Source organism: Actinokineospora sp. NPDC004072, assembly GCF_053604195.1.
The window spans coordinates 265256-288358 of sequence record NZ_JBSGHB010000011.1 but is presented as its reverse complement, the minus strand read 5'-3'; the positions used below and the strand labels follow the sequence as shown (position 1 = coordinate 288358).

At 72.0% G+C, this 23103-nt stretch carries 25 protein-coding genes and 3 tRNA genes; 24 read left to right on the top strand and 4 right to left on the bottom strand.

The genetic code is table 11. The features are described from left to right. Positions 1 to 225 (bottom strand): sigma factor (locus ACWEPX_RS19490; protein WP_451898590.1); only part of this gene is annotated, 225 nt, incomplete at its 3' end. 89 nt (positions 226 to 314) lie between these two features. Between ACWEPX_RS19490 and ACWEPX_RS19485 the strand changes: the two genes are divergently transcribed. Together ACWEPX_RS19485 and ACWEPX_RS19480 are read left to right on the top strand one after the other, a co-directional pair. Next, the gene (locus ACWEPX_RS19485; RefSeq protein WP_451898589.1) at positions 315 to 725 is read left to right on the top strand and encodes a VOC family protein; all 411 of its coding nucleotides are present in this window, start codon (positions 315 to 317) and stop codon (positions 723 to 725) included. After that, positions 700 to 1683 (top strand): DNA glycosylase AlkZ-like family protein, encoded by a 984-nt coding sequence (locus tag ACWEPX_RS19480; protein WP_451898588.1) that lies wholly within the window; start codon positions 700 to 702, stop codon positions 1681 to 1683. The genes ACWEPX_RS19485 and ACWEPX_RS19480 overlap by 26 nt, the downstream gene beginning before the upstream one ends. Here ACWEPX_RS19480 and ACWEPX_RS19475 read toward each other — a convergent pair. Continuing rightward, positions 1673 to 2560 carry an N-acetyltransferase family protein gene (locus ACWEPX_RS19475; protein ID WP_451898587.1) on the bottom strand — a complete coding sequence of 296 codons (888 nt, stop codon included), beginning with the start codon at positions 2558 to 2560 and terminating at the stop codon, positions 1673 to 1675. The two genes, ACWEPX_RS19480 and ACWEPX_RS19475, sit on opposite strands and share 11 nt — an antisense overlap. Positions 2561 to 2731: 171 nt before the next feature. On the opposite strand from ACWEPX_RS19475, the gene ACWEPX_RS19470 reads away from it, so the two are divergent. The 11 genes from ACWEPX_RS19470 to rplA all read left to right on the top strand — a co-directional run bounded on the left by ACWEPX_RS19470 (position 2732) and on the right by rplA (position 10407). Further along, positions 2732 to 5386, top strand: coding sequence for a putative bifunctional diguanylate cyclase/phosphodiesterase (locus ACWEPX_RS19470; RefSeq protein WP_451898586.1), 2655 nt, complete (start codon positions 2732 to 2734; stop codon positions 5384 to 5386). A gap of 65 nt (positions 5387 to 5451) precedes the next feature. After that, positions 5452 to 5524, top strand: a tRNA-Thr gene (locus ACWEPX_RS19465). 56 nt (positions 5525 to 5580) lie between these two features. Continuing rightward, positions 5581 to 5653 (top strand) — tRNA-Met (locus ACWEPX_RS19460). A gap of 144 nt (positions 5654 to 5797) precedes the next feature. After that, positions 5798 to 5962 (top strand): 50S ribosomal protein L33, encoded by a 165-nt coding sequence (gene rpmG / locus ACWEPX_RS19455; RefSeq protein ID WP_189209457.1) that lies wholly within the window; start codon positions 5798 to 5800, stop codon positions 5960 to 5962. A gap of 70 nt (positions 5963 to 6032) precedes the next feature. After that, on the top strand, positions 6033 to 6488 hold the full coding sequence (locus tag ACWEPX_RS19450; RefSeq protein ID WP_451898585.1) for an FAS1-like dehydratase domain-containing protein: 456 nt from the start codon (positions 6033 to 6035) through the stop codon (positions 6486 to 6488). Further along, complete coding sequence (locus tag ACWEPX_RS19445) at positions 6485 to 6898, top strand: MaoC/PaaZ C-terminal domain-containing protein (RefSeq protein WP_451898584.1); 414 nt, start codon at positions 6485 to 6487, stop codon at positions 6896 to 6898. The genes ACWEPX_RS19450 and ACWEPX_RS19445 overlap by 4 nt, the downstream gene beginning before the upstream one ends. A 59-nt stretch (positions 6899 to 6957) precedes the next feature. Further along, positions 6958 to 8061, top strand: coding sequence for an aminotransferase-like domain-containing protein (locus ACWEPX_RS19440; RefSeq protein ID WP_451898583.1), 1104 nt, complete (start codon positions 6958 to 6960; stop codon positions 8059 to 8061). Between the two features lie 166 nt (positions 8062 to 8227). Further along, positions 8228 to 8300: transfer RNA gene (locus ACWEPX_RS19435), tRNA-Trp, on the top strand. Between the two features lie 69 nt (positions 8301 to 8369). Beyond that, positions 8370 to 8810: a preprotein translocase subunit SecE gene (secE, locus tag ACWEPX_RS19430; protein ID WP_451898582.1), complete on the top strand. Its 441-nt coding sequence runs from the start codon at positions 8370 to 8372 to the stop codon at positions 8808 to 8810. A gap of 34 nt (positions 8811 to 8844) precedes the next feature. Next, a complete protein-coding gene (gene nusG, locus ACWEPX_RS19425; protein ID WP_451898581.1) occupies positions 8845 to 9609 on the top strand; it encodes a transcription termination/antitermination protein NusG in 765 nt (254 codons plus the stop codon). Positions 9610 to 9687: 78 nt separating this feature from the next. Continuing rightward, positions 9688 to 10407, top strand: coding sequence for a 50S ribosomal protein L1 (rplA, locus tag ACWEPX_RS19420; protein ID WP_451898580.1), 720 nt, complete (start codon positions 9688 to 9690; stop codon positions 10405 to 10407). 55 nt (positions 10408 to 10462) lie between these two features. Here the strand turns inward: rplA and ACWEPX_RS19415 are convergent, their stop codons facing one another. Both ACWEPX_RS19415 and ACWEPX_RS19410 read right to left on the bottom strand, forming a co-directional pair. Continuing rightward, entirely contained in the window at positions 10463 to 10672 is a 210-nt protein-coding gene (locus ACWEPX_RS19415; RefSeq protein WP_451898579.1) for a hypothetical protein, read from the bottom strand. 59 nt (positions 10673 to 10731) lie between these two features. Next, entirely contained in the window at positions 10732 to 11559 is an 828-nt protein-coding gene (locus ACWEPX_RS19410) for a hypothetical protein (RefSeq protein WP_451898578.1), read from the bottom strand. Between the two features lie 229 nt (positions 11560 to 11788). Between ACWEPX_RS19410 and rplJ the strand changes: the two genes are divergently transcribed. From rplJ to ACWEPX_RS19355, 11 genes are all read left to right on the top strand, one after another. Continuing rightward, positions 11789 to 12334, top strand: coding sequence for a 50S ribosomal protein L10 (rplJ, locus tag ACWEPX_RS19405; RefSeq protein ID WP_451898577.1), 546 nt, complete (start codon positions 11789 to 11791; stop codon positions 12332 to 12334). Positions 12335 to 12394: 60 nt separating this feature from the next. Continuing rightward, a complete protein-coding gene (gene rplL / locus ACWEPX_RS19400) occupies positions 12395 to 12784 on the top strand; it encodes a 50S ribosomal protein L7/L12 (protein ID WP_451898576.1) in 390 nt (129 codons plus the stop codon). A gap of 584 nt (positions 12785 to 13368) precedes the next feature. After that, positions 13369 to 14472: an ABC transporter ATP-binding protein gene (locus ACWEPX_RS19395; protein WP_451898575.1), complete on the top strand. Its 1104-nt coding sequence runs from the start codon at positions 13369 to 13371 to the stop codon at positions 14470 to 14472. Further along, complete coding sequence (locus ACWEPX_RS19390) at positions 14469 to 15260, top strand: MlaE family ABC transporter permease (protein ID WP_451898574.1); 792 nt, start codon at positions 14469 to 14471, stop codon at positions 15258 to 15260. The genes ACWEPX_RS19395 and ACWEPX_RS19390 overlap by 4 nt, the downstream gene beginning before the upstream one ends. A 1-nt stretch (position 15261) precedes the next feature. Further along, positions 15262 to 16098, top strand: a complete 837-nt coding sequence (locus ACWEPX_RS19385; protein WP_451898573.1) for an MlaE family ABC transporter permease — start codon at positions 15262 to 15264, stop codon at positions 16096 to 16098. Further along, positions 16095 to 17438, top strand: a complete 1344-nt coding sequence (locus tag ACWEPX_RS19380; RefSeq protein ID WP_451898572.1) for an MCE family protein — start codon at positions 16095 to 16097, stop codon at positions 17436 to 17438. The genes ACWEPX_RS19385 and ACWEPX_RS19380 overlap by 4 nt, the downstream gene beginning before the upstream one ends. Continuing rightward, positions 17435 to 18469, top strand: coding sequence for an MCE family protein (locus ACWEPX_RS19375; RefSeq protein ID WP_451898571.1), 1035 nt, complete (start codon positions 17435 to 17437; stop codon positions 18467 to 18469). Before ACWEPX_RS19380 ends, ACWEPX_RS19375 begins: the two co-directional genes overlap by 4 nt. Further along, complete coding sequence (locus ACWEPX_RS19370; RefSeq protein ID WP_451898570.1) at positions 18466 to 19458, top strand: MCE family protein; 993 nt, start codon at positions 18466 to 18468, stop codon at positions 19456 to 19458. The genes ACWEPX_RS19375 and ACWEPX_RS19370 overlap by 4 nt, the downstream gene beginning before the upstream one ends. Then, the gene (locus ACWEPX_RS19365; RefSeq protein WP_451898569.1) at positions 19455 to 20648 is read left to right on the top strand and encodes an MCE family protein; all 1194 of its coding nucleotides are present in this window, start codon (positions 19455 to 19457) and stop codon (positions 20646 to 20648) included. The genes ACWEPX_RS19370 and ACWEPX_RS19365 overlap by 4 nt, the downstream gene beginning before the upstream one ends. Further along, positions 20648 to 21838, top strand: a complete 1191-nt coding sequence (locus ACWEPX_RS19360) for an MCE family protein (protein ID WP_451898568.1) — start codon at positions 20648 to 20650, stop codon at positions 21836 to 21838. The genes ACWEPX_RS19365 and ACWEPX_RS19360 overlap by 1 nt, the downstream gene beginning before the upstream one ends. Further along, the gene (locus tag ACWEPX_RS19355; protein ID WP_451898567.1) at positions 21838 to 23103 is read left to right on the top strand and encodes an MCE family protein; all 1266 of its coding nucleotides are present in this window, start codon (positions 21838 to 21840) and stop codon (positions 23101 to 23103) included. The genes ACWEPX_RS19360 and ACWEPX_RS19355 overlap by 1 nt, the downstream gene beginning before the upstream one ends.

The window sequence follows — 23103 nt, the reverse complement described above, 5'->3', positions numbered from 1 at the left end:
CGTGGCCTTCTTGGCCGCGCGCAGGAACTCGTTGTAGATCGCCTTGCGGACGTAGGCGACGGCGTTGTCCGCAGGCACCCGCCGCCACCGCTTCAAGCAGCGCAGCAGGGCCTCCTGGACGACCTCCTCGGCGTCCCACTGCCTGCCGGCGAGCATGACGGCGTAGCGCAGGAGCTGGGGATAGCGCTCCCGCACGAACTCGTCGAACTCCGGCTCCGGACGCAACGGCCGCCCCACCTCCACCCCCTAGACCGGGCCGCCGCGGAAAAGGTTGCCGCGCCGGGGCGCCGTTGCCCAGCCGTTACTGTCCACCCATGCGGCCCGCCTTCCACCTCGCCATCCCCGTCGACGACCTGGCCGCGGCCCGGGAGTTCTACGGCGGCCTCCTCGGCTGCCCGCAGGGCCGCGACAGCGACACGTGGATCGACTGGGACCTGCGCGGCCACCAGCTGGTCACCCACCTCGCCCCGCGGCAGGCCGAGGCGAGCAACCCCGTCGACGGCCACGGCGTGCCGGTCCCGCACTTCGGCCTCGTGCTGGCCGTGCCCGACTTCCACGCGCTGGCCGAGCGGCTGCGCGCCGCGGGCGCGGCGTTCGTCATCGAGCCCTACGTCCGCTTCGCGGGGCAGCCCGGGGAGCAGTGGACGATGTTCCTGCGCGACCCGGCGGGCAACGCGCTGGAGTTCAAGGCGTTCGCCGATGAGTCCCAGCTCTTCGCCCGCTGAGCGGCGCAGGCACCGCACCGCGGCCCAGGGCCTGGCCGGGGACCGCGCGACCAGCGCCGTCGAGGCCGTTCGCCGCGTGCTGGCCCTGCAATCCCAGGACGTGCGCGCCGCCCGCCTGGCCATCCGCGCCCGCTCGACCGGGCTGACCCGCGAGGACGTCGACCGGGCGTGCGACGGCGGTTCCCTGGTCCGGACCTGGGCGATGCGCGGCACCCTGCACGTCATGGCCCGCGAGGACGTCGGCTGGGTGGTCGGCCTCCTCGGCCCCCGCTTCGCGCACGCGGGCCGCGGTCGGCGGGCGGCCCTCGGTCTGACCGAGGAGATCTGCGCCCGCGGGGCCGAGGTCATCACCGCGGCCGCCGCCGAGCCCGCGACCCGTGCCGAGCTGGTCGACGCCCTGCGCGCCGCGGGCATCGAGCTGGACCCGAAGACCCAGGCCCCGATCCACCTCATCGCCTACACCGCCATGACCGGCGCGATCGTCCGCGGCCCCGACCGCAGCGACCGGGAGCCCACCTACGTCCGGTTCCGGCCCGCCCCCGTCGACGAGCAGGTCGCGCTCGCCCGCCTGGCCCAGCGCTACCTCGACGGGCACGCGCACGCGACCGCCGAGGACTTCGCCGCCTGGTCCGGCCTGCCGCTGACCAAGGCCCGCGCCGGGCACGCCGCCGCCGCGCCGCCGGACCCGGTCGACCCCGGCCCGTCGGTGCGCCTGCTCGGCCACTTCGACGACTACCTGCTCGGCCACGCCGACCGCGAGCTGGTCGTCCCGCAGCGGCTCGCCGGGGCGATCACCCGCGGCGGCATGGTCATGCCGGTCGTCCTGGTCGACGGCCTGGTGGCGGGGACCTGGAAGCTGGCAGGCGGCGCCGTCGAGGTCGACGCGCAGGCCGACTGCCGGGCCGAGGTCGCCGACCTCGGCCGGTTCCTCGGCGTCGGGGCGGCGATCAGCCGATAGCGGGCCTGCGCAGCCACATCGTCCACAGCGGCCGGTAGCCGTGGCGGTACCAGAACGGCGTGGACCGCGGGTTCGGCAGGGCGTGGTGCAGCAGCGACACCGGCGTCGCTGCGTCGAGCGCGGCGAAGGCGTGCCCGGCCAGGGCGCTGCCGATGCCCGCGCCGCGCAGGCCCTCGACGACCGACATCGTCTCCAGGTAGCCCGCGGGGGAGAGGGAGCAGTAGCCCTCCACCCACCCGGTGAACGGCGGGAGCTGGATGGAGGCCAGGCCCACGATGGCCCCGTCGCGCTCGGCCACCCACGCCCGGGCCGACGGCGTGGTCAGCGCGTAGCGGAAGTGGTTGGTCAGCCCCTCCTCGGTGTCGGGGCGCAGCGTGACCTTGCCGAACTGGGCGTCGTACTCGACCACGGCCAGGTTGAGCGCCACCATCGCGGGCAGGTCGTCGGGCGTGGCCAGGCGCACCCCCGCGCCCGGGGCGGGGCCCGGCGTGCCCGCCCGCCGCACCGCGGTCACCGACACCGGCGCGAAGCCGCGCCGCAGGAGCGCGGGCACCGCGGCGGTGTCGCGGCTGGCCAGCTCGACCACGGCCGCGCAGTCGAGGTCGCCGGGCTCGGCCGGGGCCAGCCCGGCCAGCCACCGGTCCAGGACCGCGCCGAGGTCGCCGACCGGGTCGTCCCCGGCGAGCCGCACGTCCAGCACGTGCCTGCGCGCCGCGTGCCAGGTGCGGAAGGAGCGGCCCTCCGGCGTCTCCTGGTACGACGCGGCGCACACCGCGCCCCCGTGCTCGATCCGCCCGTCCTCGGCCAGCGGCCCGGGGACGACCAGCAGCGGGTCCAGCGCGGCCAGCCGGGCCGCGTGCTCGGTGATCACATCCATGCGCCCATGTAACCCGGGGCGCTGCGGTGGTCCGAAGGGCGGTACCGGCAGGCGTACGCCGGGTGAACGGTCAGCGCGGTGGTGTCCCGGTGTAACTGCGACAGGTGCCACCGTCGCCTGATCGGGGTACAGTTTCCCCGCCGTCGCCCACACGCCGCCCGAGGAGGTCGCATGTCGGACCGCTCCGGGCAGACAACCACCGAACCGCAGGCCGAGGCCCAGAACTGGCCCACCGACGACGTGCCGAACCGGTCCTTCCTCGCCTTCTCCGTGCTGGTCCTGGTCTCCGCGCTCGTCACCGCGGGCTTGCTCTCCTGGTGGCTGCCGCAGCCGCCGCAGAACCAGACGGTGCTGGTCGGCCTGCTGCTGGCGCTGGGCTTCCTGCTCGCCGAGCAGCTGGCGATCAACGTCGACGTGCGCAGCGGCGTGTCGTGGTCGATCACGTTCTGTGAGATCCCGCTGGTCATCGGGCTATTCGTTGCTCCATTCGAGGTCGTGCTCGCCGCCCACCTGCTCGCGGGCGTGGGCACGCTGCTCATCCGCCGCGTGCAGGACCGCATCCTCTACAACGCGGGCGCGATGATCTTCGAGATCTGCGCCGCGTTCGCGGTGGCCACCTGGCTCAACAACGTGCTCGACGGCATCGCCCCACCGTGGACCGGCGTGGTCGCCGGTGCGCTGGCCGCGCCGCTGTCGTCCACCGCGCTCGCCCTGGTCTGCGTGCGCATCCTCGGCCGCAGGATGCGGGTCGGCGCCGCCGCCCGGCTGTTCCTGCGCACCACAGTCCTGGGCCTGGTCAACGCCTCCGTCGGCGTCGTGGGCTACCAGGTCGCCGTGCACGCCGAGTGGGGCTGGCCGCTGCTGGTCCTGGCGCTGGCCGGGCTCAGCGCGCTCTACATCGCCTACTCCGGCCTGCTGCGCGAGCAGCGCGACCTGGAGGCCCTGTCCGAGGTCAGCCTGATGGTCGCCCGCTCCGGCCACCAGGCGGCCGCCCGCCCGTCGCTGGGCGTCGCCGACCCGACCGAGGGCGCCGACGTCACCGACGCCGACGAGTGGCAGGTCATCGCCGACCGGGTCAAGGACCAGCTCGGCGCGGCCAGGGTGGTGCTGCGGCTGCGGTTCGAGCCGCAGGCCCCGATCCACGTCGTCGTCTCCGGCGACGAGCTGCCGCCGGACACCGTCGACCTCGACGCCACCGGCCCGCGCGCCGACGCCCTGCTGCGCCTGCCCGGCTCGCACGTGCGCCACTTCCGCCGCGCCGACGCGGTGCCCGAGATCCGCCAGGGCCTGCTGCGCCGCGGCGTCGACGAGGCCCTGGTCGCCCCGCTGCGCAGCGCCAACCACCTGCTCGGCGTGGTCGAGGCGCACGACAAGCTCTCCCGCTGGCGCGGCTTCGGCCAGGCCGACGTGCGGATGATCGGCACGATGGCCAGCCACCTGGCCACCGCGCTGGACAACCGGCGGCTGCTGGCCACCCTGCGCCACGACGCCTACCACGACCCGCTGACCGGCCTGCTCAACCGGCCGGGCTTCCGCCGCACCGCGGGCGACCTGCTGCGCGCCAAGGGCGAGGCCGCCGACGACTGCGTGGTCCTGCGCATCGACCTCGACGTGCTGCCCGCCGTCAGCGACGCCCTCGGCTACGCCTGGAGCGACCGGATGATCGTCGCCGCGGGCCGCCGCCTGCGCGACGCGCTGGGCCCCGAGGTCCCGCTGGCCCGGCTGGAGGGCGGCGCGTTCGCCATCCTGCTCGCCGACGTCGACCTCGACCAGGCCCAGGAGGCCGCCGAGCGGCTGCGCCGCGACCTCACCGCGCCGTACCCGGTGGACCGGCTCACCGTCGAGGCGGGTTCGGTCGTGGGCTACGCCAGCCCGCACACCGCCGACGCCGAGGGCTCCGAGCTCGACGTCGACGCCCTGCTCCAGCGCGCCGACGTGGCCCTGCGCGCGGCCCGCTCCTCCGGCGAGGCCGTGCGCGAGTACCTGCCCACGATGGGCCAGATCTTCCTGCGCCGCTTCCAGCTGGTGACCCAGTTCCGCCAGGCGCTGGAGACCGGCCAGGTCAAGGTGCACTACCAGCCCAAGGTCGCCCTGCCCAGCCGCCAGGTGCTCGGCGTGGAGGCGCTGGTCCGCTGGCGGCACCCGGAGTTCGGCAAGCTCGACCCGGACGAGTTCGTCCCGGCCGTCGAGGCGGCGGGCCTGGTCGACGCGCTGACCGGGTTCGTGATGGACCAGGCGCTGTGCCGGGTGCGCAAGTGGCTCGACCGCGGCCTGCGGATCTCCGCGGCGGTCAACCTCTCGGTGCGCAGCCTGGACGACGCCACCTTCCCCGACCGCGTCGCCGAGGCCCTGGCCCGCCACGACGTGCCGCCGGAGCTGCTGACCCTGGAGCTGACCGAGTCCGGCGTCATGGCCGACCCGCAGCGCGCCCTGCCGGTGCTGCGGGCCCTGCACGCGCTGGGCGTCGTGCTGGCCGTGGACGACTTCGGCACCGGCTACTCCTCGCTGGCCTACCTGCGCCAGCTCCCGGTGGACGAGGTGAAGATCGACAAGAGCTTCGTCCTGGGCATGGGCACCGACCTGGGCGACCACGCGGTGGTCCGCTCGATCGTCGAGCTCGGCCACTCGCTGGGCCTGACGGTGGTCGCCGAGGGCGTCGAGGACGACCTCGCCCGCGATCAGCTGACCGCGATGGGCTGCGACGTCGCCCAGGGCTACCTGATCTCCCGGCCGCTGTCGGAGAGCAGGCTGGAGGCGTGGCTGCAGGCCCGGACGACGCAGGCCAAGGGCCTGCGCGACGAGATGGTGCTCACTCTCCTGACCTAGGGGACCCCCCGGTTTTGGCGCTGGGCACCCACCTGTGTAAAGTATCGCTCGTCCCCAGGGACAAGGCCCCTTTAGCTCAGTCGGCAGAGCGTCTCCATGGTAAGGAGAAGGTCTACGGTTCGATTCCGTAAAGGGGCTCGTGGGATCAGGCCGCGATACTGGCAAGCGCGTATCGTGGCCTAGTTCCGTGCCAAGGCGGTGTAGCTCAGTTGGTAGAGCAAGCGGCTCATAATCGCTGTGTCGTCGGTTCAAGTCCGGCCACCGCTACGCGACGGCGGAAGCCCGTCGGCAAATGCGCCGGCGAATCGGTCCGCCACCACTTCCGGGGGACAGGTCCCCGGACCCCAGCCGGGGGCTAGCCCCCGGATCCGGCGGAAGCCGGGGAACCCGGGACGTTAGAAAGGTTTGGCCGTGGCTGCAACTGACGTGCGACCGAAGATCACGCTGGCGTGCGAGGTCTGCAAGCACCGCAACTACATCACCAAGAAGAACCGGCGCAACGACCCGGACCGCCTGGAGATGAAGAAGTTCTGCCCGAACTGCGGCAAGCACCAGGCCCACAAGGAAACGCGCTAGGCGAGGCTCTCCCGCGAAGGCCGTCCCACCACCGGTGGGGCGGCCTTCGCGCGTCCCGTAGCCTTCCGCCGTGGCTTTGGATCCAGCGTTCGTCGGCCGTGAGTACCCGCGCTGCGCGGTGTACGAGGTGAGCCGGGAGAAGATCAGGGAGTTTGCCGCCGCGATCGGCGAGACCGACCCCGTGCACACCGACCGGGAGGCCGCGAAGGCGGCCGGGCACCCGGACGTCGTGGCGCCCCCGACCTTCACCACGATCGTCAACCTCACCGCGATCAACACGATCGTCAGCGACCCGGCGCTCGGCCTCGACTACGCGCGGATGGTGCACGGCGACCAGTCCTTCACCTACCACCGGCCGGTCATCGCGGGCGACGAGCTGGTCGTGAGCACCACCATCGAGTCGATCTCCCGCCGGGCGGGCAACGACTTCATCACCCTGCGGGCGGACATCGCCGACGCGGCCGGGAAGCCCGTCGTCACCGCCCGCGCCCAGCTGGTCGTGCGGGACGCGGAGGAGGCGGCATGAGCGTCGAGGTCGGGGACGAGCTGCCCGCCATCGAGGTCCGGATCACCCGGGCCGACCTGGTCCGGTACGCGGGGGCGTCGCTGGACTTCAACCCCATCCACCTCAGCGAGCGCTTCGCCACCTCCGTCGGGCTGCCCGGGGTCATCGCCCACGGCATGCTGACGATGGCGCTGGCCGGGCGCGTGGTGACCGGGTGGGGCAAGGGCGAGCTGCTCGACTACAGCGCCCGCTTCACCCGCCCGGTGGTCGTCCCCGACGACGACGAAGGCGCAGCCCTGACGCTGGCTGGCAAGGTGACCGCCATCGAGGTCGAGGACGGCGCGCGGATCGCCAAGGTGGCCCTGTCCGCGCACTTCGACGGCCGCGCCGTGCTGGGCAAGCCCATCGCCCGGGTGCGACTGCGGGACTGACCCCGCCGCCGAGCGCCCCGACCGGGGCGCCCGGCCCCGGCAGTCGTACATTCAGCGCCGTGACCTCCGACCTCATCTCCTTCGCCCGCGGCGCCCCGTCCCTCGACATCGTGGACATCGAGGGGCTCAAGGCCGCCGCGGTCGCCGCCCTGACCGCCGACCCCGGTGGCGCGACCGGCTACGGGACCGCCATCGGCTACCCCCCGCTGCGCAAGCTCCTGGCGGAGAAGCACGGCGTCGCCGAGGAGCAGGTGCTGGTCACCAACGGCTCCATGCAGGCCGACGCCTTCCTGTTCGACGAGCTGGTCGAGCCCGGCCGCCCGGTGGTCGTCGAGCGCCCCACCTACGACCGCACCCTGCTCGGCCTGCGCCAGCGCGGCGCGGACGTGCGCCCGGTGACCCTGGCCACCGACGGCATCGACACCGACGAGCTGGCCGAGCTGCTGGCCTCCGGCGTGCGGCCGACCTTCGCCCACGTCATCCCCAACTTCCAGAACCCGGCCGGCTACACGCTCAGCGCCGCCAAGCGCGCCCGGCTGCTGGAGCTGGCGGGCGAGCACGGCTTCATCGTCTTCGAGGACGACCCGTATGTGCAGATCCGCTTCGCAGGCGAGCCGCTGCCCACGATGCTGGAGCTCGACGGCGGCCGCGGCCGGGTCGTCTACGCCAGCTCGTTCTCCAAGACCGTCGCCCCCGGTGTGCGGGTGGGCTACCTGGTCGGCCCGGCCGACCTGATCGCCCGCATCCGCGTGCGCGCGACCAACACCTACATCTCGCCGAACATGCTCGCCCAGGCGATCGTGCACCGGTTCTGCGTCGACGGCGGCCTGGAGCGCTCGGTCGCCACCGTCAACGCCGCCCTGCGCGAGCGCGCCGACGTGCTGTGCGACGCGCTGGCCAAGCACATCCCCGACGCGACCTTCACCAAGCCCGACGGCGGCTACTTCATGTGGGTCGAGCTGCCCGAGGGGGTCAACGTCGGCGAGCTGCTGACCGCGGCCGAGCAGCGCGGGGTCACCTTCGTCAAGGGCACCGACTTCCTGCTCGACGGCGGCGAGTCGACCCTGCGGATGGCCTACTCCGGCGTGCGGACCGACCAGATCGAGGAGGGCGTCAGCCGCATCGCCGACGCCCTGCGGTCACTGCGGGTCAGCGCCAGCTGACCCAGCGGCCACCGCGCGGGCCGGGTCCGGTTTCCGGCCCCGCGGTGGTGTGCCGTAGAGTGGCCGGAGCGACTCGACGAGCCGCGACTGGCCGCCGCGCTTGCGATGCGGCTAGGGTAGGCACGTCGAACCAGGCGCGGTTCGCCAGCCAGCTGGCGGTTCGCGAAGGGGTGTAGCTCAATTGGCAGAGCAGCGGTCTCCAAAACCGCAGGTTGCAGGTTCAAGTCCTGTCGCCCCTGCGTTTGACGTCCGGTGCGGCTGATCGTCGCATCGGGCGCGAGGTCAGCACACCGAGCGGAGGAACTGGCGTGGCCGACGAAGTGGAGCGGGAAGAGGGCGCCGAGCGCCCAGCTCGTCCCGCAGGCGCCGCGTCCCGGCGGGAACGCCGCGGAGCCGCCCGCCCGGCGGGCCGCTCGGCAGGCGACAAGGCCGCCGACAAGCCCACCGCGAAGGCGTCCGCCAAGCCGGTGAGCAAGGCCAGGGCGGGCAAGGCCGACGCCGACGCCGCCGACCGCAAGGGCAGGGCCACCCCGGCCCGGGACCGCAAGGACACCCGGGTGGGCTTCTTCGGCCGCATCGGGCGGTTCCTGCGCGAGGTCGTCGCCGAGCTGAAGAAGGTCATCTGGCCGACGCGCAAGCAGATGATCACCTACACCGCCGTGGTGCTGGTGTTCGTGGCGTTCATGATCGCGGTGATCTCCGGCCTGGACCTGGCGCTCGGCAAGGGCGTGTTCTGGCTCTTCGGCTAGACCGCGGGATGGACGAAAGGAAGCGGGACCAACAGTGACCTCCGAGAACGGCGCCGTCGGCGGCGAGCTGACCAGCCCGCCCGACGACGACCAGGGGTACGCCGACGAGCAGGCCGCGGACACCGAGCCGGAGCAGGCCCAGGAGGCCACGGACGAGACCGCCGAGGCCGCCGACGCGACCGACGAGGAGGTCGACCCGGCCGCCCAGATGCGCGACGCGCTGCGCCGCGCGCCGGGCGAGTGGTACGTCGTGCACTCCTACGCGGGCTACGAGAACAAGGTCAAGACCAACCTCGAGACCCGGATCCAGACCCTGGACATGGAGGAGTACATCTTCCAGGTCGAGGTGCCGACCGAAGAGGTCACCGAGATCAAGAACGGCCAGCGCAAGCAGGTGCAGCGCAAGGTGCTGCCCGGCTACATCCTGGTCCGGATGGACCTCAACGACGGCTCCTGGTCCGCGGTGCGCAACACCCCGGGCGTGACCGGGTTCGTCGGCGCGACCAACAAGCCCTCGCCGCTGACCATCGACGAGGTGCTGAAGTTCCTGCTGCCGCAGGTCGAGCGCGAGAAGCCCGCCGCGGCGGGCAAGGCGGCCGCGGCCACCGCGGCCCGGCCCACCGTCGAGGTCGACTTCGAGGTCGGCGAGTCGGTCACCGTCATGGACGGCCCGTTCGCCACGCTGCCCGCGACGATCTCCGAGGTCAACGCCGACCAGCAGAAGCTCAAGGTCCTGGTGTCGATCTTCGGCCGGGAGACGCCGGTCGAGCTGTCGTTCAACCAGGTCTCCAAGATCTGACGCCCCGCCGGGGCGCCATCCGTGGGAGGGCCAATGCGCGGCCCGCACCACAACTGATCCGCTAGGTAAGGAACAGCAATGGCAAAGCGCAGCAAGGCATACGCCGAGGCGGCCAAGCTCATCGACAAGGCCAAGCTCTACTCGCCGCTGGAGGCGGCGAAGCTGGCCAAGGAGACCTCCAAGGTCAAGCTGGACGCCACCGTCGAGGTCGCGATGCGCCTCGGCGTCGACCCCCGCAAGGCCGACCAGATGGTCCGCGGCACCGTCAACCTGCCGCACGGCACCGGCAAGACCGCCCGCGTCATCGTCTTCGCCGTCGGCGACAAGGCCGCCGAGGCCGAGGCCGCCGGGGCCGACGCCGTGGGCGCCGAGGACCTGATCGAGCGCATCCAGGGCGGCTGGCTGGACTTCGACGCCGCGATCGCCACCCCGGACCAGATGGCCAAGGTCGGCCGCATCGCCCGCATCCTCGGCCCCCGCGGCCTGATGCCGAACCCGAAGACCGGCACCGTCACCCCGGACGTGACCAAGGCCGTCAACGACATCAAGGGCGGCAAGATCAACTTCCGGGTGGACAAGCAGGCCAACCTGCACCTGGTGATCGGCAAGACCTCCTTCGACCACGCGAAGCTGGTCGAGAACTACGCCGCCGCCCTCGACGAGATCCTGCGGGCCAAGCCGTCGGCGGCCAAGGGCCGCTACGTCAAGAAGGTGACCTTCACCACCACCATGGGCCCCGGCATCCCGGTCGACCCGACCCGCACCCGCAACCTGCTCGACGAAGACGCCCAGGGCTGATCCCAGCCCCGACGCGCGGGCCCCGCCGGTTCTCCCGGCGGGGCCCGCGCGTTTCTCACTTCCGGTTCTCCAGCAGCTCCAGCAGCGCGACGGCCACCACGATCACGGCGATCGAGGCGATCCACCAGTAGGGCTCGGGCAGCAGCAGCGGCAGCGCGAGCACCGGCTCCCAGTCGAAGACCCGCGACACCAGCGGCACAACACCCTCATACAGCCCGACGACGAACACCACGGCCTGTAACCCCACGATCCCCCTGCGGTCCATAGCACGAACCTAGCGCCGACCCCGCACGCCCGGACCACTAGTGCGCAAGGATGCCCCGGTTAACGGCAATCGGACGACTCTTTGCGGTGTCCTGAGATAATCCATTGGTCGCCGATGGAACCCGGAATGACCCGCAAGGTGAACTCGCCGAGCCGCGGACCCGACTTGATCTGCAGCTCGCAGGAGGAGATGACGACGGTCCCGTCCGGGCCGGGCGTGAGGGTGACGGCCGCCGGGAAGACGGGCCGGGCGTAGGCGCTGGCGTTGGTGACCTCCTCGTGCAGGCGGCGGATGGCCGTCGGGCAGTCGGGGGCGCCGAAGTGGTCGGCGAAGCGCTCGGCCAGCTCCTCGGTCTCGAAGCGCGTGCAGGCGTCGGGGAGGGTGGCCTGGGCGACGTTGTTGTAGATCATCCGGATCGCCTCGCGCGGGCTCCCGGCGAAGAGCACGGTGCGGGAGGTCTTGCCGCCGCCGGTCTCGGAGGCGGGCAGGTCCTCGTCCGGGTTGCCGAAGTAGTGGTCGACCGCCCAGCTGGCCGCGAGCAGCAGGACGAGCAGCAGCGCCAGGCGGCGCACCCACCGGTTGAAGACGAGCCTGCGCCACAGCGGCTTGCCCGCGCGGCGCTTCCCCGGCTGCTCGCCCTGGGCCTCCTCGAAGCGCTTGAACTCCTGGAATTCCTGGAAGCGGCGCCACTGCTCGGCGTCGAAGGAGTCGCCGGGGACGGTGGGGGGGTGGGGCTGGTGGGCGGGCGGTGGGGTCGCAGACGGGGGTGGAGCAGCGGAGGGGGGTGGGCCGGGGGCGGGGCGGGGGGCCGGGAGGTGCTCCGGGGGCGCGGGCGGGCCCGGCTGGTCGCGGTGGGGCTGCTCGTCGTCGGCCACGGGGATCATCATGCCCTGTCGGTGGGGGTGGTTTGGAGGGCGTGGTGGGGGGCGCGTACGCTACGTGAGGTTTCACCGAAGACCGCTGGTCCCCTCCTTCCGGAGGGGGTAACTGCCCGGAGCGGGCGGCCCGCGCAGGGGGAACGGGTTGGTTCTTGCGACGCCCCGTGCCGCCGTGCGCCGGGGCGTCTGCCGTCTCCAGGGTCGTTCGGCGGTCAGCCCAACGAGAGGAGGCGACACCATGGCGAAGCCCGACAAGGTGGCCGCTGTCGACGAGATCGCGGACCGGTTCCGCAGCAGCTCGGCGGCCGTCGTCACCGAGTACAGCGGCCTCACCGTGTCGCAGCTGACCACGCTGCGTCGCGCTCTCGGCACCGGCGCGTCCTACCGCGTCGCGAAGAACACCCTGGTCAAGCGCGCTGCCGCCGAGGCGGGCGTGGATGGCCTGGACGCCCTGTTCGTCGGTCCCACCGCCATCACCTTCATCGAGGGCGAGCCGGTGGACGCGGCCAAGGCGCTGCGCGATTTCGCCAAGGACAACAAGGGCCTGGTCATCAAGGGCGGCTACATGGACGGCCGCCCGCTCACCGTCGACGAGGTCACGCGCATCGCCGACCTCGACAGCCGTGAGGTGCTGCTCGCCAAGCTGGCGGGCGCGATGAAGGGCAACCTGAGCAAGGCCGCAGGCCTGTTCGCCGCCCCGGCGTCGCGGTTCGCCCGCCTCGCCGCAGCCCTGCGCGACAAGAAGGCCGACGGCGCCCCCGCCGACGAGCCCGCCGAGAGCTGAACCACCACCCGGAATCCCCGCGCCCGGACTGCCGGGTGTGCACGTGAAAGGAACGCCACAATGGCGAAGCTGAGCCACGACGAGCTGCTCGACGTCTTCAAGGAGATGACCCTCCTGGAGCTGTCGGACTTCCTGAAGAAGTTCGAGGAGGCGTTCGACGTCACCGCCGCCGCCCCGGTCGCCGTCGCCGCCGCCCCCGCCGCGGGTGGCGCCGCCGCCCCGGCCGAGGAGGAGAAGGACTCCTTCGACGTCGTCCTGGAGAGCGCTGGCGACAAGAAGATCCAGGTCATCAAGGTCGTGCGCGAGGTCGTGACCGGGCTGGGCCTGAAGGAGGCCAAGGAGCTGGTCGAGGCCGCGCCGAAGCCGATCCTCGAGGGCGTCAAGAAGGACGTCGCCGACGCGGCCAAGGAGAAGCTGGAGGCGGCTGGCGCGAAGATCACCCTCAAGTGATCTTGCGGTAGTTGTTGGCTGGGAGCCCGGTGCCTGTGGTGCCGGGCTTTCGGCGTGTCTGGGGTGGTTGATGTTCGGCTCGCCGCTGCGCGGCGTTGCGTTTGGGTAGAGCGCCCTCGCCGGGCGGGCAGGTCTCCGGGATGGTGGCCGGGCTTGCCTGCCATCCCGTCGACCTCCCGGAGGGTTACCACAGCCAGGGCGGGGGCGCGGAGCTTGCGTTTTCGCGGTCAGGGTCCTTGGGGGACCCTGACCTGCAAGCTGCGGTTTGGTGGTGGGCCGCGCCCCCGCCCTGGCTGTGGTAAGGCTGCGCCAGGTCGACGGGATGGCAGGCAAGCCCTGCTTTGGGGGTGGCCGGTGGGGTGACGGTGGGGCGTCGGTGGTTGGGGTCGCGGTGGGTGGGGTGCTGGTGGGTTGGGGTGGTGGTACTGGGTGGGTGTGGTCCATGTCATAGGGGGGTTGAAGGTGGGTTGGGACTGGCGGGTACGGTTCTGAACTCGGCAGTAGCTTTGGCAGTAACCGGGGTCTCTCGGCGTCGTTGACCTGGTGACGGCGTCGTGTGGGCGGCGGTGGGAGTGGAGGGTGCGATGGGCGCCGAGGTGGTCATCGAGGGGCTGACGAAGTCCTTCGGGAAGCAGGCCATCTGGCGGGACGTCACGCTGACGCTTCCTCCCGGTGAGGTGTCGGTGATGCTGGGGCCGTCGGGGACGGGGAAGTCGGTCTTCCTGAAGTCGATGATCGGGCTGCTCAAGCCCGATCGCGGGTCGTGTCGGATCAATGGGGTCGACATCGTCACCTGTTCGGAGAAGCAGCTCTACGAGACGCGGAAGCTGTTCGGGGTGCTGTTCCAGGACGGGGCGTTGTTCGGGTCGATGAACCTGTTCGACAACGTCGCCTTCCCGCTGCGGGAGCACACGCGCAAGTCCGAGGCCGAGATCAAGCGGATCGTGCTCGAGAAGCTTGAGATGACCGGGTTGCAGGGGGCGGAGAAGAAGCTGCCCGGGGAGATCTCCGGGGGGATGCGCAAGCGGGCGGGGCTGGCGCGGGCGCTGGTGCTCGACCCCGAGATCATCCTGTGCGACGAGCCGGACTCCGGGCTCGACCCGGTGCGCACCGCCTACCTCAGCCAGCTCCTCATCGACCTCAACGCCCAGATCGACGCCACCATCCTCATCGTCACCCACAACATCAACCTCGCCCGGACGGTGCCGGACAACCTGGGCATGCTCTTCCGCAAGGAGCTGGTCATGTTCGGGCCGCGGGAGGTGCTGCTGACCAGCGACGAGCCCGTGGTCGAGCAGTTCCTCAACGGGCGGCGGCTCGGGCCGATCGGGATGTCGGAGGAGAAGGACGCCGCGACGATGGCCGCCGAGCAGGCGCACGCGGCGGCCGGGCACTCCGACGGGTCGCCCGAGGAGGACCTGCGGGGGATCGTGCCGCAGATCGAGCCGACGCCGGGGCTGCCCGAGCGGCAGGCGGTGCGCAGGCGCAAGGACCGGGTGATGCGGATCCTGCACGAGCTGCCGCCCGCGGCGCAGGAGGGGATCATCGCCTCGCTGACCCCCGAGGAGCGCCGCCGCTACGGGGTCCACCCGCAGCACCTGGCGCCCAGCCCGGCGCCGCGGTTCCGCGGCACGCTGACCGAGACCGACATCGCCCAGCTCCCGCGCACCGACTGGGGGGCGCGGTGACGGCCGGGGCGACCCGCCCGCTGCCGGGGGCGGGGGCGCTGCGGGAGACCGGCAGGCTCTTCGCCCTCGGCCTCGACGTCGCGGTCAACATCTTCCGGCGGCCGTTCCAGTTCCGCGAGTTCATCCAGCAGTGCTGGTTCATCGCCAGCGTCACGATCCTGCCCACCGCGCTGGTGGCCATCCCGTTCGGCGCGATCGTCGCGCTGCAGCTCGGGACGCTGATCGTGCAGCTGGGCGCGCAGAGCTTCACCGGCGCGGCGAGCGTGCTGGCGATCATCCAGCAGGCCGCGCCGCTGGTCACCGCGCTGCTCGTGGCGGGCGCGGGCGGCTCGGCGATCTGCGCCGACATCGGCTCGCGCACCATCCGCGAGGAGATCGACGCGATGGAGGTGCTGGGCGTCTCGCCGATCCAGCGCCTGATCGTGCCCAGGGTGCTGGCCGCCATGCTGGTCGCCGTCCTGCTCAACGGGCTGGTCAGCGTGGTCGGCGTGATGGGCGGCTACTTCTTCAACGTCGTGCTGCAAGGTGGCACGCCCGGGGCGTACCTGGCCAGCTTCTCGGCCCTCGCGCAACTGCCCGACCTGTGGATCAGCGAGCTGAAGGCGCTGATCTTCGGGTTCATCGCGGGCGTGGTCGCCGCCTACCGGGGGCTGAACCCGAAGGGCGGGCCGAAGGGCGTGGGGGACGCGGTCAACCAGTCCGTCGTCATCACCTTCCTGCTGCTGTTCTTCGTCAACTTCGTGCTGACCGCGGTGTACCTGCAGGTCGTCCCGGCGAAGGGGAGTTGAGATGCCCCGCATGGACACCGCCCGCAAGATCGCGGGCAAGCCGCTGGGCGCCCTCGACGAGCTCGGCGACCAGCTGTCCTTCTACGTCCGCGCGCTGGCCTGGATCCCCCGGGCGCTGCGCCGGTACCTGCGCGAGACCATGCGCCTGCTCGCCGAGGTCAGCTTCGGCTCCGGGGCGCTGGCCGTCATCGGCGGCACCGTCGGGGTGATGGTCGGGCTGACGGTGTTCACCGGCGTCGTCGTCGGCATGCAGGGCTACGCCGCGCTCGACCAGATCGGCACCGCCGCCTTCTCCGGGTTCGCCTCGGCCTACATCAACACCCGCGAGGTCGCGCCGCTGGTCGCGGGGCTGGCGCTCTCGGCGACCGTCGGCGCGGGCTTCACCGCCCAGCTCGGGGCCATGCGCATCTCCGAGGAGATCGACGCGCTGGAGGTCATGGCCGTCCCCAGCCTGCCGTTCCTGGTGACGACGCGGATCATCGCGGGCTTCATCGCGGTGATCCCGCTCTACATCATCGGCCTGCTGACGTCCTATTTGGCCTCGCGGACGATCGTCGTGCACTTCTACCAGCAGTCGGCGGGCACCTACGACCACTACTTCAACCTGTTCCTACCGCCGGAGGACGTGTTCTGGTCCTTCGGGAAGGTGCTGGTCTTCGCGGTCATCATCATCCTGTCGCACTGCTACTACGGCTACACCGCCAGCGGCGGCCCCGCGGGCGTCGGCGTGGCCGTGGGCCGGGCGGTGCGCATGACGATCGTGACCGTCGCGCTGGTCAACTTCTTCATCGGCTTCGCCATCTGGGGCACCACGACCACGGTGAGGATCGCGGGATGAGCAGCTTCGCCACGACGCTCAAGCGCAGGCTGTGGGGCCTGGCGTTCATCGCCGTCATCGCCGGGCTGATCAGCCTGAGCATTGCGATGTACAACAAGGCGTTCACCCCGGTCGCCGTGGTCACGCTGACCACGGACAAGGTCGGCAACCAGCTCGCCGTGCACTCCGATGTCAAGGTGCGCGGGCTCATCGTCGGCGAGGTCCGCCGGATCACCCCGACGGCCACCGGCGCCGAGCTGGAGCTGGCCATCGACCCGGACAAGATCGAGGTCATCCCGGCCAACGTCGCCGCCCGGTTCCTGCCCAAGACCCTCTTCGGCGAGCGCTACGTCGCCCTGCAGATCCCCGACGCGCCCGCCCCCGCCCGGCTGGCCGCGGGCGACGTGATTGGCCAGGACACCTCGGTGGCGGCCGTCGAGCTGGAGCAGGCGTTCGAGAGCCTGCTGCCGGTGCTGCAGGCGGTCCAGCCGCAGAAGCTCTCCAGCACGCTCACGGCCATCGCCACCGCGCTCGACGGCCGCGGCGAGCAGCTCGGCGAGACGCTCTCGGAGCTGGGGGAGCTGGTCGGCGAGCTGAACCCGCACCTGCCGCAGCTGCGGGAGGACCTGGCCAAGCTGGCGGCGGTCAGCGACACCTACAGCACCGCGGCGCCCGACCTCATCCAGGCGCTGTCGGACCTCACGGTCACCTCGAACACCATTGCGGAGCAGCGCGGCAACCTCGACGCCGTGTTCGCCACCGTCACCACCGCGGGCCGCGACTTCGACGCCTTCCTGCGGGCCAACCGGTCGAACCTGATCATGCTCGCCGACACCGCGCGGCCGACGCTGGAGACGCTGGCCCGGTACTCCCCGGAGTACCCGTGCCTGCTGAAGCTGATGGCCGAGAACGTCGACGCGCTCGACATCGCCTTCGGCAAGGGCACCAACAAGCCCGGCCTGCACGCCACCATCGAGGTCACCGTCAACCGCGGCCCCTACCGCCCGGGCGTCGACGAGCCGCGCTACGCGGAGGACCGCGGCCCGCGCTGCTACGAGTTCGAGGACTTCCCCACGCCGTTCCCGCAGGCCCCGCCGGACGGCCCGCTCAACGACGGCTCGTCGTTCCCGCCGCCCGCGCGGCCCGCGGCCGACGGGCTGATCCCGCCGCAGAACACCGAGAAGACGGTGCCCAGCGCGGCCGGGGGCGGCGGGCTCGGCCTGCCGAACTCGCCGGAGGAGGTCGCCTTCGTGAACCAGCTGCTGGCCCCGGGCATGGGGGTGGAGGCCAACCAGGTGCCGACGTGGAGCACGCTGCTGCTCGGGCCGGTGCTGCGCGGGGCGGAGGTGAGCTTCCGATGAGGGGCCTGGCCGCGCCGCTGGTCAAGCTGGCCCTGTTCATGGCGGTCACCGTCGCGGCCACCGCCGTGCTGGCCATCAGCATCGCCAACGTCGACCTCAGCCGCACCACCACCTACAAGGCCCGGTTCACCGACGCCACGCTGCTGCTGCCCGGCGACGACGTGCGGATCGCGGGCGTGCGGGTGGGGCAGGTCGAAGAGGTGTCCATCGTGGACCGCGACCAGGCGCTGGTGGAGTTCTCGGTGGCCGCCGAGCGCAAGCTGCCCGCCGCCGTCGGCGCGCAGATCAAGTTCCGCAACCTCGTCGGCCAGCGCTACGTCGCGCTGACCCAGGGCGCGGGCGGCGACATCAACGCGGTGCTGGAGCCCGGCGCGGAGATCCCGCTGGAGCGCACCCGGCCCGCGCTGGACCTCACCGAGCTGTTCAACGGGTTCAAGCCGCTGTTCCGGGCGCTCTCGCCCGAGCAGGTCAACCAGCTCAGCTACGAGATCATCCAGGTGCTCCAGGGCGAGGGCGGCACGGTCGAGTCGCTGCTGACCCACACCGCGTCGCTGACCAGCGCCATCGCCGAGAAGGACGAGATCATCGGCCAGGTCATCGCCAACCTCAACGGCGTGCTGGACACGGTCAACGCCCGCGGCGAGCAGCTCTCGGACCTGCTGGTGACCGTGCAGCAGCTGGTGAGCGGGCTGGCCGAGGACCGCGAGCCGATCGGCGAGGCGATCGAGGCCATCGGCGGCCTGGCCGACACCACCGCGGGCCTGCTCACCGAGGCCCGCGCGCCGCTCAAGCAGGACATCGCCCACCTGGGCGCCCTGGTGGACACGCTCAACGAGAACGAGCCGGTCGTCGAGCACTTCATCCAGTTCCTGCCGGAGAAGACCGCGGCGCTGACCCGCACCGCCAGCTACGGCTCCTGGTTCAACTTCTACCTCTGCGAAGCCTCCGGCGACATCGGCGTGCCCGGGCTCATCGAGCAGCCCATCAACCTGCCGCTGCTGCCCGCGAACCAGGCGAGGTGCACCGAATGAGGTCCTTCCGCTCCCGCAACCCCGTCCCCATCGGCGTCGTCAGCCTCCTGGTGATCGGCCTGGTGCTGACGGCGGCGATCTACTCCGACGACCTGCCGGTCATCGGCGGCGGCACCACCTACAGCGCCGAGTTCCGCGAGGCGGCCGGGCTCCAGCCCGACGACGAGGTGCGCATCGCGGGCATCAAGGTCGGCTCGGTGTCCGACGTCGAGCTCGACGGCGACCGGGTGGTGGTCTCGTTCAAGGTCAAGGACGCCTGGGTGGGCGACCGCAGCCGGGCCGACATCAAGATCAAGACCTTGCTCGGCCAGAAGTTCCTCGCCCTGCAGCCCGACGGCGACGCCGTGCTGGACCCGGGCACCCGCATCCCGCTGGAGCGCACGACCGCCCCCTACGACGTGCTGGAGGCCTTCCGCGGGCTGGCCGAGACCGTCAACGAGGTCGACACCGCCCAGCTGGCCAAGAGCTTCGAGGTCATCGCCGAGACCTTCGCCGACACCCCGGACGAGGTGGGCGCCGCGCTCTCGGGCCTGCGGGCGCTGTCGGAGACGATCAGCTCCCGCGACCGCGAGCTGGCCAAGCTGCTGGCCAACACCCGCCAGGTCAGCCAGACCCTCGCCGACCGCGACGCCGAGCTGGTCAAGCTGCTCACCGACGGCAACCTGCTGCTGACCGAGATCAACAACCGGCGCAACGCGATCTCGACCCTGCTCACCGGCACCCGCACCCTCGCCAAGGAGCTGCAGGGCCTGGTCGCCGACAACCAGGAGCAGCTGGGCCCGGTGCTGGAGAGCCTCGACCAGCTCACCACCATGCTCGCCCGCAACCAGGAGGCGCTGGGCGAGGGCATCAAGAAGTTCGCCCCGTTCGTGCGGCAGTTCAACAACGCCGTGGGCAACGGGCGCTGGTTCGACAACTACATCTGCGGGCTGCTGCCGCCCGCGCTCGGCCCGTTCAACCAGCCCGGCTGCCTGGGGAGGCCGTCATGAGCAGGTTCGCCACCAAGGCGGGCCACGACCTGGCCAGGGCCGTCGCCATCGCCTGCGTGCTGGGCCTGGTGCTGGCCACCGCGCTCTGGTTCTTCCTGCGCGAGGCCAACGTGCGCGCCTACACCGCGGTCTTCACCGGCGCGGTCGGCCTCTACGAGGACAACGACGTGCGGGTGCTCGGCGTCAAGGTCGGCACGGTCGAGGAGATCACCCCGCGCGGGGACGTGGTCGAGGTGCGGATGAGCGTGGACCGCGCGGTCGACATCCCGGCCGACGCGAAGGCGGTCATCGTGGCCCCCTCGCTGGTCTCCGACCGCTACGTCCAGCTCACCCCGGCCTACACCGGCGGCGCGGTGCTGGCCGCGGGCACGGTCATCCCGCGCGAGCGCACCGCGACCCCGCTGGAGGTCGACGACCTCTACGCCAGCCTCTCCCGGGTCAGCGAGACCCTGGGCCCCAACGGCGCGAACGCCGACGGCGCGCTGTCGGACCTGCTGCGCGCGCTGGCGGCCAACCTGGAGGGCAACGGCCAGGCGCTCAACGACACGATCACCTCGCTCGGGCAGCTCTCCACGACCCTCTCGGGCAACTCCGACGACCTCTTCGCCACCGTGGCCAACCTGCAGGAGCTGACCACCACGCTCGCGGGCAGCGACCAAGCGGTCAACGACTTCAGCGTCCAGCTGGCCCACGCGGCGGACTTCCTGGCCGCCGAGCGCGGCAACCTCGCCGCCGCGGTCGAGCAGCTGGGGGTCGCCCTGGGCGTGGTGCAGAAGTTCATCGACGACAACCGGGGCGCGCTGAAGACCAACGTGGACAAGCTGGCGTCGATCACCGGCGTGCTGGTCGAGCAGCGCGCCGCGCTGGCCGAGACGCTCGACATCGCCCCGCTGGCGCTGAGCAACATCGTCAACTCCTACAACGCCTCCTCCGGCACCCTCGACGCGCGCTCCAACATCAACGAGCTGACCCAGCCGCCGATCGTCACGGTGTGCAAGCTGCTGCGGCAGACCCCGCCGCAGCAGCTGCCCAACCCGCTGGCCGAGGCCTGCGACCAGCTCGCGCCGATCCTGCAGGGCGCGGTGCCGCTGCCCTCGCCCGCGCAGGTCATCGAGGGCATGCGCAGCGGCAAGCTGCCCATGCTGCCGCTGCCGATGGCGGGCGACCCGCTCAGCTCGGGAGGCAACTGATGCGCCGCGCGCTGCTGGCCGTGCTCGGCTCGGCCGCCCTGGTCTCCGGGTGCGGGTTCACCGGCATCTACGACCTGCCCCTGCCCGGCGGCGCCGACCTCGGCGACCGGCCCTACTCGGTGCGGGTGCAGTTCCGCGACGTGCTCGACCTCGTGCCGCAGTCCGCGGTCAAGGTCAACGAGGTGTCCGTCGGGCGGGTGGACAGCGTCGGCCTGGCCGCCGACGGCTGGACCGCCGAGCTGACCCTGCTGGTCAACGGCGACGTCGACCTGCCTGCCAACGCCCTGGCCAAGATCCGCCAGTCCAGCCTGCTCGGGGAGAAGTACGTCGAGCTGAGCCCGCCTGCCGAGCCCGCGGGGCGGCTGGCCGACGGGGCGCTGATCCCGCTGGAGCGGACCAACCGCAACACCGAGGTCGAAGAGGTCCTGGGCGCGCTGTCGATGCTGCTCAACGGCGGCGGCGTTGAGCAGCTGCAGGACATCGCCAAGGAGATGAACGCCGCGCTGGCGGGCAACTCCGCCGACATCAAGGCGCTGCTGCGCAACCTCGACACCGCCGTGGCCACGCTGGACGCGGGCAAGGACGACATCACCCGTGCCCTCGACGGCATCAACCGGCTCGCCGCGTCGCTCAACGCCCAGCGCGACCAGATCGCGGGCGTCATCGAGGACATCGGGCCGGGCCTGGAGGTGCTGCACGACCAGCGCCGCCAGCTCGTCACGATGCTGCAGGCGCTGGAGTCGCTGGGGGCGGTCGCGGTCGACACGCTCAACCGCAGCCAGGCCGACCTGGTCGCCGACCTCAAGGCGCTGGCCCCGACCCTGCAGAAGCTCGGCGAGGCGGGCGCCGACCTGCCCAAGTCGCTGGAGCTGCTGCTGACCTTCCCGTTCACCGACCAGGCGGCCAAGGGCGTCAAGGGCGACTACTTCAACCTCTACGCCAAGATCGACCTCGACCTGTCCAACGTGCTGGACAACCTCGGCCGCAGCAGGCAGAACCCGCTGCAGGACCTGGTGCCCAACGTCGGCGGCCTGGTCGGCGGGCAGGACGGGGTGCCAGCGAACGCCCCCGACCCGCTGCCGCTGCCGCCGGTCACCCCGTCGACCCCGGCCGCCCCGCCCGCCGCCCAGGCCCCCGGCGGCACGCCCAGCGGCAGCATCTTCGACGTCCTGCTGGGAGGCGGCTCCTGATGTTGACCAAGACCGTCCGCCTGCAGCTCGTCGCGTTCTTCGTGATCGCCGTCGTCGCGGTCGTCTACGCGCTGTTCCGGTTCACCGACGTCGGCCGCGTCTTCGGCGCGAACGGCTACCGGGTGACCATGGAGCTGGCCGACTCCGGCGGGATCTTCACCAACGCCGAGGTGACCTACCGCGGCGTCAACGTGGGCCGGGTCGGCGACATCCGGCTGACCGCCGGGGGCATCGAGGTCGACCTGGACATCGAGCCCGCCGCCCCGCCGATCCCCGCCGACCTCGACGCCGTGGTCGCCAACCGCTCGGCCGTCGGCGAGCAGTACGTCGACCTGCGGCCCCGCCAGGGCGGCGGCGAGGTGCTGGCCGAGGGCGCCCGCATCCCGCAGGACCGCACCAGCGTCCCGGTCGGCACCGACAAGGTCATCCGCGACCTCGACGACCTGGCCTCCTCGGTCCCGGTGGAGGACCTGCGGGTCGTGGTGGACGAGCTGCACCAGGCGTTCACCGGCACCGGCGACGACCTGCGCGCCCTGCTCGACAGCACCGGGGAGTTCACCGCCGCGGCCCGCGCCGCGCTGCCGGAGACGGTCAAGCTGATCGAGGACGGCGCCATCGTGCTGGACACCCAGCTGGCGCAGGCGGGCAACATCAAGAGCTTCGCGGCGGACCTGCGGCTGCTCGGCGAGCAACTGCGCGGCTCGGACGCCGACATCCGCGCGCTGATCGCCGCCGCGCCGCCCGCCGCGGCCTCGGTGACCGGGCTGCTGCGCGAGACCGGGCCCGACCTCGGCGTGCTGCTGGCGAACCTGCTCACCACGTCCAACCTGATGGTGACCCGCCAGGACGGCCTCGAACTGGCGCTGGTGGCCTACCCGGTGGTGGCCGTCGGCCCGAAGACCGTCGTGCCCGGCGACGGCACCGCCCACCTCGGCCTGGCGCTGAACCTGTTCGACCCGCCGCCGTGCACCCGCGGCTACGAGGGCACCAAGCAGCGCGCGGGCGACCAGCTGGAGCCGGTGCCGGAGAACGCCCAGGCGTACTGCGCCGAGCCGGTGGGCAGCCCCATCAGCGTCCGCGGGTCGCAGAATGCCCCCTTCGGGGGCAAGCCGGTGCAGCCGACGCCCGACCAGCTCGCCGAGAACGCCGACCGACCCGCCGAGCAGCTGGCCGAGCTGGCAGGCGTGCCCGGGGTGGTCACCCAGCCGGGCATCGGCAGTCCCGTCGGTCTGGCTGGCCTGCTCGGCCTGGGCCGAACTACGTAG

Excerpts from the sequence above, each read along its gene's own strand:
- ACWEPX_RS19485 (WP_451898589.1), top strand. The coding sequence starts at position 315 with ATGCGGCCCGCCTTCCACCTCGCCATCCCCGTCGACGACCTGGCCGCG.
- ACWEPX_RS19480 (WP_451898588.1), top strand. The coding sequence starts at position 700 with ATGAGTCCCAGCTCTTCGCCCGCTGAGCGGCGCAGGCACCGCACCGCG.
- ACWEPX_RS19475 (WP_451898587.1), bottom strand. The coding sequence starts at position 2,560 with ATGGATGTGATCACCGAGCACGCGGCCCGGCTGGCCGCGCTGGACCCG.
- ACWEPX_RS19470 (WP_451898586.1), top strand. The coding sequence starts at position 2,732 with ATGTCGGACCGCTCCGGGCAGACAACCACCGAACCGCAGGCCGAGGCC.
- ACWEPX_RS19445 (WP_451898584.1), top strand. The coding sequence starts at position 6,485 with ATGAGCGTCGAGGTCGGGGACGAGCTGCCCGCCATCGAGGTCCGGATC.
- rplA (WP_451898580.1), top strand. The coding sequence starts at position 9,688 with ATGGCAAAGCGCAGCAAGGCATACGCCGAGGCGGCCAAGCTCATCGAC.
- ACWEPX_RS19415 (WP_451898579.1), bottom strand. The coding sequence starts at position 10,672 with ATGGACCGCAGGGGGATCGTGGGGTTACAGGCCGTGGTGTTCGTCGTC.
- ACWEPX_RS19410 (WP_451898578.1), bottom strand. The coding sequence starts at position 11,559 with ATGATGATCCCCGTGGCCGACGACGAGCAGCCCCACCGCGACCAGCCG.
- rplJ (WP_451898577.1), top strand. The coding sequence starts at position 11,789 with ATGGCGAAGCCCGACAAGGTGGCCGCTGTCGACGAGATCGCGGACCGG.
- rplL (WP_451898576.1), top strand. The coding sequence starts at position 12,395 with ATGGCGAAGCTGAGCCACGACGAGCTGCTCGACGTCTTCAAGGAGATG.
- ACWEPX_RS19395 (WP_451898575.1), top strand. The coding sequence starts at position 13,369 with ATGGGCGCCGAGGTGGTCATCGAGGGGCTGACGAAGTCCTTCGGGAAG.
- ACWEPX_RS19385 (WP_451898573.1), top strand. The coding sequence starts at position 15,262 with ATGCCCCGCATGGACACCGCCCGCAAGATCGCGGGCAAGCCGCTGGGC.
- ACWEPX_RS19380 (WP_451898572.1), top strand. The coding sequence starts at position 16,095 with ATGAGCAGCTTCGCCACGACGCTCAAGCGCAGGCTGTGGGGCCTGGCG.
- ACWEPX_RS19375 (WP_451898571.1), top strand. The coding sequence starts at position 17,435 with ATGAGGGGCCTGGCCGCGCCGCTGGTCAAGCTGGCCCTGTTCATGGCG.
- ACWEPX_RS19370 (WP_451898570.1), top strand. The coding sequence starts at position 18,466 with ATGAGGTCCTTCCGCTCCCGCAACCCCGTCCCCATCGGCGTCGTCAGC.
- ACWEPX_RS19365 (WP_451898569.1), top strand. The coding sequence starts at position 19,455 with ATGAGCAGGTTCGCCACCAAGGCGGGCCACGACCTGGCCAGGGCCGTC.
- ACWEPX_RS19360 (WP_451898568.1), top strand. The coding sequence starts at position 20,648 with ATGCGCCGCGCGCTGCTGGCCGTGCTCGGCTCGGCCGCCCTGGTCTCC.
- ACWEPX_RS19355 (WP_451898567.1), top strand. The coding sequence starts at position 21,838 with ATGTTGACCAAGACCGTCCGCCTGCAGCTCGTCGCGTTCTTCGTGATC.